Here is a 12,060-nt window from a genome sequence, read left to right as displayed (position 1 = left end):
GGCGGGACCGCGTCCGTGTGCGGTCCCACCCGTGAGGGCGGTCAGGAGGCCCGGCGCTCCGGGTCGTGGTGTATCTCCACGCCCGCCGACTCGCCGAAGGTCAGCCGGCAGGTGTCGGCCCGGTAGGTGGCCACCGACAGTGCCGCGGTGCGGCCGTCGGCGAAGAAGCGGGTGGTGACCACGAGGACGGGTGAGCCGGGGAGCCGGTCGAGTTCCCGGGCGTCGTCCGCGCGGGCGGAGCCCAGCTCGACCGCTCGGTCCTCCCCCTCCAGGGGGAGGTGCTGGAGTTCCCGCAGCACCGCACGCGCGCGTGCCGCGCCGGACGGGGCGTCGATCGCGGTGAGGCCGGGCACCGAGGCCGCCGGGATGTAGAGCAGTTCGGTGGCGACCTGCTGGCCGTGGGACGTGCGGGCGCGGCGGACGACGTGGACGCGGTCGTCCGCGCCGGTCTCCAGGGCGGCCGCTACGGCGGCGGGCGGCTCCGTCTGGACGGCGTCCAGGGGCTGCCAGGCGTCACCGGCCGCGCCGGGCCAGGTGTGCTGCCGCGTGCCGACGGCCACGCCCACGCGCGGGGGCGCGACGGTCGTGCCGACCCCGCGGCGGCGCTGGAGCCGGCCTTCCAGCTCCAGTTGTTCGAGGGCCTGGCGCAGCGTGGCCCGGGCCACGCCGAAGCGGGCGGCCAGCTCCCGCTCGTTGGGCAGGATCTCGCCGACCGAGAACTCCGAGTCCAGTGCCTCGCTCAGTACTGTTTTGAGATGCCAGTACTTCGGTTCCGGTACCGATTCCAGCTGCGTGGTCCCCACCCTGTCCTCCGCAAGAGCCGTGGTCCGGCAGTTTTTGGCGCCCTTGTTTATTAAAGGTTGTTGCACTTCTCTGCGACGATAGGGCGGCCGGCACCCTTGGTCAAGACCAATCCTCGCCGCATGGGGGGCGTCCGGGTGATCCGGCGCGCAGCGTTCACGGGGCGTTCTTGCGCGCGAGTGTGTGTGACATCGCGGCAAAGCCCCCGTCGCACGACGGGGGCTTGCGCGGCGGGGCGCCCGGCCCGGCGACCGGCGAGGAGCCTCAGTGACCGGCGAGGAGCCGGAGCTTGTCGGGGTTGCGGGTGATGTACACGGCGGTGACCCGGTCGTCGGCGACATCGAGCTGGAACAGGCTGTCGGGTGTGCCGCCGACCAGCATCAGCACGGCGGGGCCGCCGTTGACCTCGATCGTGCGCACGGACAGGTCCGCCGGGACCGAGCGGGTGACGGCGACGAGGAAGCGGCCGACCTTGTCGGCGGTGTGCAGGGTGCGCACCGGCGCCTTGGCCTTGCCGCCGCTGTCGCCGACCAGCCGGACGTCGGGGGCGAGCATGGACATCAGCCCCGCCAGGTCACCTTCGGCCGCGGCGGCGAGGAAGCGTTCGGTGAGCTCCCGGCGCCGGGCGGGGTCCACCGCGTACCGGGGGCGGCGTTCCGCGACGTGCCGGCGGGCGCGTCCGGCGAGCTGCCGTACCGCCGGCTCGCCCCGGTCGAGCAGCGCGGCGATCTCGGCGTACGGGTAGCCGAACGCCTCCCTGAGCACGAACACCGCCCGCTCCAGCGGGGACAGGGACTCCAGGACGACGAGGACGGCCAGGGAGACCGTGTCGGCGAGCACGGCGCGCTCGGCGGAGTCCGGGGCGGTGCCGGCGAACTCGGTGAGGTACGGCTCCGGCAGCCACGGGCCGACGTACGCCTCGCCGCGCGCCTGCACCTGGCGGAGCCGGTCGATGGCCAGCCGGGTGGTGATGCGCACCAGGTAGGCGCGCGGTTCGCGGACCTCCGAGCGGTCGGCGCGGTACCAGCGCAACCAGGCCTCCTGCACCACGTCCTCGGCGTCGGCGACCCGGCCGAGCATGCGGTACGCGACCCCCGTGAGCAGGGACCGGTGTTCTTCGAAGACGTCGGTGGCGAGGTCGGCGGTCACGGGTCCATCCCAGCCGACCGGGCCGCCGGTGTCCAGCCGTATTCCGGGCCCCGGAGCGGTCCCGGGCCACCAGGGCCGAGGGCCGGATCCGTCGGGGGGCCGGGGAGGCGCGGCGCCGGGGGCTACCGACCGGTAGCAATTGCTGACAAGCTGTCTACGACGCCCGCCGGCAGCCCAGACGAGGAGCACCCCATGTCCGCCACCGTCTCCTTCCCGGTCACCACCGCGCACGGCACGCGCGACGTGCGCGTGTCGTACGCGCGCGTGGGCCGCGGCGCACCGCTCGTCCTGCTGCACGGCATCGGCCACCACCGGCAGGCGTGGGACCCGGTCGTGGACATCCTGGCCACCGAGCGCGACGTGATCGCCGTCGACCTGCCGGGCTTCGGCGCCTCCCCCGCGCTGCCGGACGGCCTCCCCCACGACCTGCCCACCACGAACTCCGTACTCGCCGCCCTGTTCGGGGCACTGGACCTGGAGCGCCCGCACGTCGCCGGCAACTCGCTGGGCGGTCTGCTCGCGCTGGAACTGGGCCGGCACGGGCTCGCACGGTCCGTCACCGCCTTCTCGCCCGCCGGTTTCTGGACGGAGGCCGAGCGGCGGTACGCCTTCGGGGTGCTGCTCGCGATGCGGGGCGCCGCCCGGGGGCTCCCCGAGCCGCTGGTCCGGCGGCTCTCCCGCTCCGCGGCCGGGCGCACCGCGCTGACCAGCACCATCTACGCCCGGCCCGCGCGCCGTTCACCGGACGCGGTGGTCGCCGAGACGCTCGCGCTCGCGGCGGCCACCGGCTTCGGGGCGACCCTGCGGGCGGGCACCACCGTCCGGTTCACCGACGACATGGCGGGCCTGCCGGTCACGGTGGCCTGGGGCACCCGGGACCGCATCCTGGTGCGCCGCCAGGGCGTCCGCGCCAAGCGGCTCATCCCGCACGCCCGGCTGGTGCGGCTGCCCGGCTGCGGCCACGTCCCGATGAACGACGACCCGGCGCTGGTCGCCCGGGTCGTACTGGACGGCAGCCGCTGAACGGCCCGGCCGGCGTGCCGTCACCGGTGCCCACGGGGCGGTTGTTCACCCGCGGTTCGCGTGCGCGCCGCAACGCCCCAGTAGGTGTGGCTCCGCACACCGGCCGGATCCCGCCCCTGGAGGCACAGCCATGTCACACCGCCCGTTCCCCGGCCGCCGCGGCGTCCTGCGCGGCTCCCTCGCCGCGTCGGCGGCCCTGGCCCTGCCCGCCGGCCTCGCCGCGGCCCCCGCGTTCGCCCGCTCGGGCCGCCCGCGGGCAGGCTGGGGCGTGCAGGCCGGTGACGTGACCACCGACTCCGGCCTGGTCTGGGTGCGAGCCGACCGGCCGGCCCGGATGATCGTGGAGAGCGCCGCCACCGAGTCGTTCCGCAACCCGCGCCGGTGGCTCGGACCGCTGCTGGGCGCCGGCACGGACTTCACCGGGACCACCCGGCTGCGCGGCCTGCCGTCCGGCGAGCAGATCCACTACCGCGTCCTCCTCGCCGACCCGGACGACCCGCGCCGCACCGGCGAGCCGGTGACCGGCACCTTCCGCACCGTCTCCCGGCGGCGCCGGGACGGCGTGCGCTTCCTGTGGTCGGGCGACCTGGCCGGCCAGGGCTGGGGCATCAACCCCGACCTCGGCGGCTACCGCATCTACGACGCCATGGCCAGGCTGGACCCGGACTTCTTCCTGTGCAGCGGCGACAACGTCTACGCCGACGGCCCGATCACCGCCACCCAGGCGCTGCCCGACGGCCGCACCTGGCGCAACGTCACCACCGAGGAGAAGGCGAAGGTCGCCGAGACCCTCGCCGAGTACCGGGGCAACTTCCGCTACAACCTGCTCGACGAGAACCTGCGGCGGTTCAACGCCCAGGTGCCCACGATCGTCCAGTGGGACGACCACGAGGTGCGCAACAACTGGTACCCGGGCGAGGTCATCGCCACCTCCGACACCCGCTACACCGAGAAGAGCGTCGACGTCCTCGCCGCGCGCGCACGGCGGGCGTTCAGCGAGTACTTCCCCGTCTCCGGCCTGCGCCCGGGGGCGCGGGACGGCCGCGTGTACCGGGTGCTGCGTCAGGGCCCGCTGCTGGACGTGTTCGTGCTCGACATGCGGACCTACCGCAACGCCAACTCGGCCGACGACCAGACCACCGACCCGCAGGGCATCCTCGGCCGCGAGCAGCTGGAGTGGCTGAAGCGGGAACTGGCCCGGTCCCGCGCGGTGTGGAAGGTGATCGCCGCCGACATGCCGCTCGGTCTCGTGGTCCCGGACACCACGGAGAACAGGCCCCACTTCGAGGCGGTGGCGCAGGGCGACCCCGGCGCGCCGCTCGGCCGTGAGCTGCAGATCGCCGAGCTGCTGCGGTTCGTCAAGCACCGGCGGATCACCGGCACGGTGTGGCTGACGGCGGACGTGCACCACACCTCCGCCCAGCACTACCACCCCTCGCGGGCGGCGTTCACCGACTTCGAGCCGTTCTGGGAGTTCGTCTCCGGACCGCTGAACGCGGGCGCCTTCCCGGCCAGCGCGCTGGACGGCACCTTCGGCCCGGACCGGGTGTTCGTGAAGGCGCCGACCGCGTCCAACGTCTCGCCGGCGGGCGGCTACCAGTTCTTCGGCGAGGTCGACATCGACGGGGACAGCGGTGAGCTGACGGTGCGGCTGCGCGAGCAGGACGGCACGGTGCTCTTCACGCGGACGCTGCGCCCGGGCCGCGTCGGCCAGTAGACGGCGGCGCCGGGCCGTCGGGCCCGGCGCCCGCCAACCGGCCTGCCCCACGCGCCTCTTCGCAGGTCAGAACGATTGTCAGTGGTCGCCTCTACGGTCTTCCCATGACGCGATCTCTACAGGCCGTGGCCTATCGGCGACCCTCCGTGCTCGAAACCTCGGCACAGGGGCACCGGCTCGGACTCGAAACGTCCCGGGGGGCGACCCCGGCGGGGGTGAAGGACCATCCGCGGTTCTTCGCGGGCTTCCTCACCTCGCCGCAGGTGGCGGCCGCGGCACTGCTGGCGGTGGCCGACGTGGCGGCGGCGCGCTACTACCAGCCGCAGTTGCGCGCCTCGCTCGACCCGGTGGTGACGGGCAACGGCGACCGGCTGCGCTTCGAGTCGTTCTCCGGCTGCGGCGGGGTCTACGCGCGGCTGGACGTGCTGACGCCGGGCCTGGACGGCGGCGAGGTGGGGCACGGCACGACCAACGTCGACGTCAACAACCCGCTGCGCGAGGCCCTGTCCCGGCTCGGCACGGACGACCCGCTGCACCTCAGGGTCGGCCCGGACGAACTGGCGGTGACGACGCTGGACGGGCCCGTGGTGGAGAAGAAGGTCCCGCTGCCCGACCGGTGGCTGCGCGGCTTCGCCGAGGCGCAGGTGACGGCGGCCGGCTTCGACCTGCGCGCGGAGCTGCCGGCGGACGAGGCGGTGCGGTTCCTGCGCGGCCTGCCGAAGGCGGGCACCGGCCGCCGGGCGGCGGGCGGGCCGCGCTGGGTGGTGCCGGCGGGCCGGGGACTGCGGCCGACCACGCGGGCGGTGCCGGGCGCGGTCTGCCTGCCCGGCCCGGAACGGCTCGCGGCCCTCCAGCGGGTGCTGCGGCACGCGACGGCCCTGCGCGTCTACGGCCCCCCGGCCGGCGGTACCGGCACGGCCCCGGCGGCCGCCGCCTGGGAGGTCGTCCTGCCCGGCATGCGGCTCACGCTCACGCTCTCCCCCGACGCCGCGCGCGGCTTCTCCGGCGAGGGCGGTGTGCTGGACGCGCTCGCCACGGAGGAGTCCGCCGCGGACGCCGAGCTGATCGCCGTGCTGCTGGCCTGGGAGCCGCGCGTCGAACCGGCCGCCCTGGCGGCGGCCTCGGGCCTGCCGCCCGAGCGGGTGCGGGCGGCCCTGGTCCGGCTGGGCACCTCGGGCCGGGTGGGGTACGACACCGCGGAGGCGGCCTACTTCCACCGGGAGCTGCCCTACGACGCCGACCGCGTCGAGCGGCACAACCCGCGGCTGCGCTCGGCCCGGGACCTGGTCGCGGCGGGCGCGGTGGCCCTGGACGGCGCGCTGGCGACGGTGACCGCCGAGGACGGGCACGCGCACCGGGTGCGGGAGGAGTCGGGGGTGCTCAGTTGCAGCTGCCTGTGGTGGGCGAAGTACCGGGGCGGGCGCGGACCGTGCAAGCACGCGCTGGCGGTGCGCATGGTGCGGCGGGGCGCCGCGGCGGGTCAGGGCACGACGGTCGACGGGGGTGTGCGGTGAACACGCTGATGGACGCGGTGCGCGACGGGCGCGCGACGGACACGCTGCGGCTGGTGCGCGGGATGACGCCGGCGGAACGACGGGCGTGCCTCGACGGGTTGAAGGAGCTGCGCAAGGAGCTGCGGCGGGTTCCGGCCTGGGGCGGCGGCTCGGAGCGCACCCGCCGGGCGCTGCACCTGGCGGGGGCCGCCTGCCACACGGGGGCGGCGGCGGCCGCCTCCTGGATCGCGGCGAGCGACCTGCGCTGGAGCCGGGCGTCCGCCGGCACGCTCCTGCGCGCCCTGGAGTCCCGGGACGCGGACTGGCTGGCCGACGTGGCGCACCGGCTGGCGCAGCGCCCCCTCTCGTCGGACGTGCCGTACGAGCTGATGGCCGCACTGGTCAGCCGGTCAGGATGCGAGGTGCCGGTGACGGACGCCTACGTGACCGGCTGGGTGCGGCACGTCGCCCTCGCGGACCCGGGCCCGGACGGCAGGACCGGTCTGCTGCGCCGGGAGCCGCACCTCGCCCCGCTGGTCGGCGCGCTGTTCACCCTGTCGGACGCCGGCGAGGTCCGCTGGCTGCTCGACGAGGGGACGGACTGGTGGCCGAGCGCGCTGGCCGCACTGGACGCCGAGGGCCTGCTGGACCGGCCGTCCCTGGTCGACGCCTGCGTCGCCCGGCTGCTGCGCGGCGGCGGGCCCCAGGACCACCGGGCCTACCTGCCCTGCCTGACGGAACTCGCGCTCACCCAGGAGGAGGAGCGGGCGCGCGTCCCGGACTGGACGGCGCTGGCCCGCGATGCCGTCTCCCCCGTCGCCTCCCACGCCCAGGCGGTGCTGGCCTCCCTCGCCCTGGCCGGCGAGCTGTCCGCGCGGCAGCTCGCCGAGGCGTCCGAGGGGCTGCTGTTCCGCACGGAGAAGAAGCTCGTGCGGGCCCAGCTGATCCTGCTCGGCAAGGTGCTCACCCGCGATCCCGGCACCGCCGCCGAACTGCTGCCGGCCGTGGCCCAGGCGTTCGGGCACGAGGACATCCAGGTCCAGGAGCGGGCGCTGAAGCTCCTGGAGCGGCACGTGTCCGGGCTCGGTCCCGGACCGGTGCGCGACGGGCTCGCCGCCGAGGCCGACCGGCTGGCCCCCGCGTTGCGCCTCCGGGCCGCCGCCGCGCTGGGCATCGCGGTCGGCTCGCGGGAGGTGTACGAGGAGGTGCTGCCGCCCGCCCCGGAGCCGGTGCGGCTGGCGCCCGCGCCCACGACGGCGGAGGAGGTCGCCGAGGAGGTCGGGGCGCTGCTGGCCTCGGACGGTGACGTGGCCGCGTTCGAGCGGGCCCTCGACGGCCTGGTGCGGCACGCGTACCGGGACGCGGACGCGCTGCGCGAGGCGCTCGGGCCGGTGATCGCGCAGCGCTGGTGGGCCGGGGAGGAGTTCCGCCGGTGGCCGCGCGCGGACGACGTGTTCGGCCTCGGCCGGCACGGCGCCGTCGACACCCCGCAGGAGGGCCTCGACCTGCTCCTCGCGACGCTGGACGGCAAGGTGGGCACGGCCGCCCTGGACACGGCGGTGCGGCGGGGGCCGCGGGATCAGGAGTGCGCGCACAGCGGAGTCGCCCGGGTGTTCGGCTCCCGGCTGCGGGAGGTGGCCCACCGGCTGCGGACGGACCCGATGCCGCTGCTCCTGGCCACCCCCAGCTGGGGCACGGGCCTGCTGGAGCCGGGCGAACTGGTGGCGCGCCTGGCCGAGTACCGGCGCCTGGACGCCCGGGTCGGCGCCGCCGACTTCGGCCAGGCGCTGCTGCGGGTCCGCCGGGACGACCCGGCCGCGGCCCGGGAGGCGGCGGAGCGCGCGAGGGCGCTCGGCACCCGTGAGGGCGTCCGGCTCGCCCGCTGGCTGACCGCCGACGGCCCCGCCCCGGGCGGCCGGCTCACCCGGTGGCTGCGGACCGGAGGCGCCCCGGAGCCGGCGCGGCGCCGGACGGAGGGCGTGCGGATCCTCGTGGAGCCGGGCGAGGTACCGGAGTTGCGGTCGGGCTTCCCGCCGGAGTTCCGCTCGCTGGGCCGCCCGCTGTCCTCGGCGACCGGCCGCTGGCACTGCGGCCACTGGAGCGAGACGATACGTCCGCACTGGCTCGCCGTCCTCCCCGAGTGGCGGGAGCTGGTCGCGGCGCGGCTGCTGCCCGACCTGGCCGGGACTGCGATCGACGGCGACCGCGGTGCCGCCGTGCTCCCCCTGCTCGCCGAGTCGGGCGGCGAGGCGGGCGAGGCCGTCCACCTCTGCGTGGCGTACGGGCTCGGTGCCCGGCACCAGGAGGACCGGCTGGCCGCGGTGGACGCCCTGCTGGTGCTGGCCGCCCGGGGGCAGCTCGACGCGGTGCGGCTGGGCACGGATCTGGGCGAACTGGTCGAGCGGGGCGCGGTGAAGCCGCGGCGGCTGGCCGAGTCGGCCCGTACGGCGGCGGCCACGGGCGCCGACGCGACGGTGTGGGAGATACTCGGGCACGCCCTGCCGCGGCCGCTGGCCGCTCTGGCCGCCGCCCGCCCGGCCACGGCGTCCGGGACGGCCCGGGGGCTCGGGGACCTGCTGACGGTCGCGGCCGAGTGCGCGGAGCGGTCCGGGGCGCGGGGGGACGTGGCGCATCTCGCCGAGACCGCGGCACGGGGCGGCTCGTCCCGCCTGGTCGTCCAGGCGCGGCGGCTGCGTGAGGCGCTGGAGGTGCGGGCGGCCGCCTGAGCCGCGGCCCGGGCGGCCCCCGCCCCCGCGGGAGAGGGGCGGAGGCGGGGCCTGCGCGGGAAAACGCAACAAAGGCGGCCTAAGCACGCTTTACCCATCGGTCACAAACAGTTCGCGATCACGCAACACCATTCCTCCACAGTGTCCGTATGACTCCGAACATCCCTGATGTGACCCGGGCGCGGCACGGCCGGCCCGTGCACCACTGGCGCCGGTGCGTCGTCGAACTGGCCGCGCTCCTCTCTGCCGTGGCCGTCGCGGACGCGGTGGCCGCGCTGACCGGGCACGGCCCGGACGGCCCGGCCCTGCTGGCGGCCTCGGCACTGGCGCCGGCGGCGGTGGCCGCCCTGCACGTGCGGCGCTCACGCCGCCCCGGACACGCGCCGCCAGCCGGTGATACCGGCGCCCGGGCGGCCGCCGGCGCGCGGCCGTCCGGGCAGCCCGGGCCTGCCGGACCGTCCGGTGCCGACGAGGCCCCCGCGCTGTGGCGGATGCGGACGACGGTGCGGGACGAACCGGGTTCCCTGGCCGTCCTGTGCACGGCGCTCGCCGAGCGGCGCGTGGACATCCTGAGCCTCCAGACGCACCCGCTGGCCGACGGCACGGTGGACGAGTTCCTGCTGCGGGCGCCCGGTGCGCTGACGGCGGCCGGGATCGACCGGGCGGTCACGCTGGCCGGGGGCAGGTCCACCTGGATCGAGCGGGCCGACGCCCACGACCTGGTCGACGCGCCCACCCGGGTGCTCGGCCTGGCGGCCCGCACCGCCCTGGACGCCGCCGAGCTGCCGCTCGCGCTGCGCCAGTTGCTGGGCCGGTGCACGATCCGGTCACTGCCCGGGACACCCGCCGGAGGCGGCCCGGGCCCGCGGGCCGTACCGCCCGAGGGCGTGCTGGAGGACACCGTGATGCGGCTGCCGGCGCCCGGGGGCGGTGTGCTCAGCGTGGAGCGGCCGTACCTGCCGTTCACCCCGGCCGAGTTCGCGCGGGCCCGGGCGCTGGTGGAGCTGGACAACCGGCTCGGGCCGCGCCTGCCCGGCGGCCATGACGTCCTGACCCTGCCCGAGGGCGACGACATCACGGTGCGCCGGGTCGACACCAGGGACCTCGTCGCGGCCCGGGCGATGCACGAGCGGTGCTCGCCGCACACCCTCGGCCTGCGCTACCACGGCCCGGTCGCCGACGCGGACCGCTATCTGAACCACCTGCTCAGCCCCCGGTTCGGCCGGACGCTGGCCGCGCAGACCGCGTCGGGCCGGATCGTCGGCCTCGGGCACCTGCTGTGGGACGGCGACGAGACGGAGGTCGCGCTGCTCGTGGAGGACGACTGGCAGCGGCGCGGTGTCGGCGGCGAACTGCTCGGCCGGCTGGTGGCGATGGCGGTGGAGGCCGGCTGCGGGAGCGTGTACGCGGTGACGAAGGCGTCCAACACCGGCATGGTCGCCGCGATGCGCGGCCTGGGGCTGCCGCTGGACTACCAGATCGAGGAGGGCACGCTGGTCATCACGGCCCGGCTGGCCGACGCGCGGACGGCCTCCCGGCCGGCCCGCACCCCCGGCGGGTGGCACCTCGCCGACCCGGCGCCCCGCGACTGACCCGCCACCCACCGGGCCGGCCCGCCCACCCGGCCCGGTGGCACGGTGGCACGGTGGCCCGGGGCGGCCCGGCGCGGCCCGGCGCGGCCCGTCTACGGTGCGGAACACGACACGGCGGCCGCCCGGTTGCGTGCCGGCCGTACGCAAGACCCGCGTCGGCCGGGGGCGGGCCCGCCGGGGCCCCCCCCCCCCCCCCCCCCCGCGGGCGGCCCCCCCCCCCCCCCCCCCCCCCCCCCCCCCCCCGCGGTGCCCCGCCCGCCGTCCCGTCCGGGCGGGGCCCCGCGCGTGGTGGTCGTCAGCGCACCGCCTCCCGCAGCGGTACCGGGGTGCGGACCGGGGTGCCCAGGGCCTGGTCCAGGTCGGCCCACAGGTCGTCCACGTCCTCCAGGCCCACCGACAGCCGCAGCAGCCGGTCGCTGACCCCCGCTCCCCGCCGGTCCTCGGCGTCCACGATGCGGTGGCTGATGGACGCGGGGTGCTGGATGAGCGTGTCGACGCTGCCCAGGCTCACCGCGGGGGTGACCAGCCGGACCCGGGATATCAGCTCGTGCGGGTCGCCGTGCACCTCGAAGGCGATCATCGCGCCGCCGAGCCGCGGGTAGTGCACCCGGGCCACCCGCGGGTCGGCGGCGAGCCGGCGGACCAGTTCGGCGGCGTTCGCGGAGGCGGCCCGCACCCGCACCGGGAGCGTGGCGAGGCCGCGCAGCAGCAGGTAGCCCGCCAGCGGATGCAGCACCCCGCCGGTGGCGAACCGGATCTTGCGCAGCCGCCCGGCGAACTCCTCGTCGCAGGCGACCACCCCGGCCAGCACGTCGCCGTGCCCGCCGAGGTACTTGGTGGCGCTGTGCAGCACCAGCCGGGCGCCGTGTTCGGCCGGCCGTTGCAGCACGGGGGTGGCGAAGGTGTTGTCCGCCAGCAGCGGGACCGGACCGCAGGCGTCCGCGACGGCCCGCAGGTCCAGTTCGGCGAGGGTCGGGTTGGCCGGGGTCTCGACCATCACCAGTCCGGTGTCCGGACGCAGCGCGTCGCGGATGCCGGCCGGGTCGGTCCAGGTGACCTCGGTGCCGAGCAGCCCGGCGGTCAGCAGGTGGTCGCTGCAGCCGTACAGCGGCCGTACCGCGACGACGTGCCGCATCGCCAGGAGCGCAGTGGCCGGAAGCGCGAGGAGGACGGCGCTGAGCGCGGCCATGCCACTGGCGAAGGCGACCGCGGACTCGGTGCCCTCCAGCCGGGCCAGGGCCGTCTCGAAGCGGGCCACGGTCGGGTTGCCCAGGCGGCCGTAGACCGGCGGCCCGACCGGGTCGGCGCCGTCCGCGGCGAAGGCGTCGATGCGGGCGGCCTCGCCGCGGCTGTCGTAGGAGGGGTAGGTGGTGGACAGGTCGATCGGCGGGGCGTGCAGTCCCTGGCGGGCGAGGTCGTCGCGGCCGGCGTGCACGGCCTCGGTGGCCAGGGCTCTGGGTGCGGTGCGTACGTCGCCGTAGGCACCGGTGCTCGCTGTGTCCATGGCCGGAAGGGTGAACAACGGACGGCTCCTGGCCGTCGGATGCCGTGCTACGTTC

At 76.6% G+C, this 12,060-nt stretch carries 8 protein-coding genes; 5 read left to right on the top strand and 3 right to left on the bottom strand.

Annotated elements, in window-relative coordinates:
- Positions 1-41 precede the first annotated feature (41 nt).
- Both ACZ4K2_RS30900 and ACZ4K2_RS30895 read right to left on the bottom strand, forming a co-directional pair.
- The gene (locus ACZ4K2_RS30900) at positions 42-803 is read right to left on the bottom strand and encodes a GntR family transcriptional regulator (protein ID WP_467478671.1); all 762 of its coding nucleotides are present in this window, start codon (positions 801-803) and stop codon (positions 42-44) included.
- A 262-nt stretch (positions 804-1,065) separates the two neighbouring features.
- A complete protein-coding gene (locus ACZ4K2_RS30895; RefSeq protein WP_467478673.1) occupies positions 1,066-1,950 on the bottom strand; it encodes an RNA polymerase sigma-70 factor in 885 nt (294 codons plus the stop codon).
- Between the two features lie 192 nt (positions 1,951-2,142).
- On the opposite strand from ACZ4K2_RS30895, the gene ACZ4K2_RS30890 reads away from it, so the two are divergent.
- From ACZ4K2_RS30890 to ACZ4K2_RS30870, 5 genes are all read left to right on the top strand, one after another.
- Positions 2,143-2,973 carry an alpha/beta fold hydrolase gene (locus ACZ4K2_RS30890; RefSeq protein WP_467478675.1) on the top strand — a complete coding sequence of 277 codons (831 nt, stop codon included), beginning with the start codon at positions 2,143-2,145 and terminating at the stop codon, positions 2,971-2,973.
- A gap of 130 nt (positions 2,974-3,103) precedes the next feature.
- Positions 3,104-4,690: an alkaline phosphatase D family protein gene (locus tag ACZ4K2_RS30885; RefSeq protein ID WP_467478677.1), complete on the top strand. Its 1,587-nt coding sequence runs from the start codon at positions 3,104-3,106 to the stop codon at positions 4,688-4,690.
- A 104-nt stretch (positions 4,691-4,794) separates the two neighbouring features.
- Positions 4,795-6,204: an SWIM zinc finger family protein gene (locus ACZ4K2_RS30880; RefSeq protein WP_467478679.1), complete on the top strand. Its 1,410-nt coding sequence runs from the start codon at positions 4,795-4,797 to the stop codon at positions 6,202-6,204.
- Positions 6,201-8,909, top strand: a complete 2,709-nt coding sequence (locus ACZ4K2_RS30875) for a DUF7824 domain-containing protein (protein WP_467478681.1) — start codon at positions 6,201-6,203, stop codon at positions 8,907-8,909. The genes ACZ4K2_RS30880 and ACZ4K2_RS30875 overlap by 4 nt, the downstream gene beginning before the upstream one ends.
- A 149-nt stretch (positions 8,910-9,058) precedes the next feature.
- Positions 9,059-10,501: a GNAT family N-acetyltransferase gene (locus ACZ4K2_RS30870; RefSeq protein WP_467478683.1), complete on the top strand. Its 1,443-nt coding sequence runs from the start codon at positions 9,059-9,061 to the stop codon at positions 10,499-10,501.
- A gap of 295 nt (positions 10,502-10,796) precedes the next feature.
- Here the strand turns inward: ACZ4K2_RS30870 and ACZ4K2_RS30865 are convergent, their stop codons facing one another.
- Positions 10,797-12,005, bottom strand: a complete 1,209-nt coding sequence (locus ACZ4K2_RS30865; RefSeq protein WP_467478685.1) for a trans-sulfuration enzyme family protein — start codon at positions 12,003-12,005, stop codon at positions 10,797-10,799.
- Positions 12,006-12,060 lie beyond the last annotated feature (55 nt).

The organism is Streptomyces sp. NPDC025833, from assembly GCF_055558055.1.
This window is presented reverse-complemented; position numbering and strand designations above follow the sequence as displayed.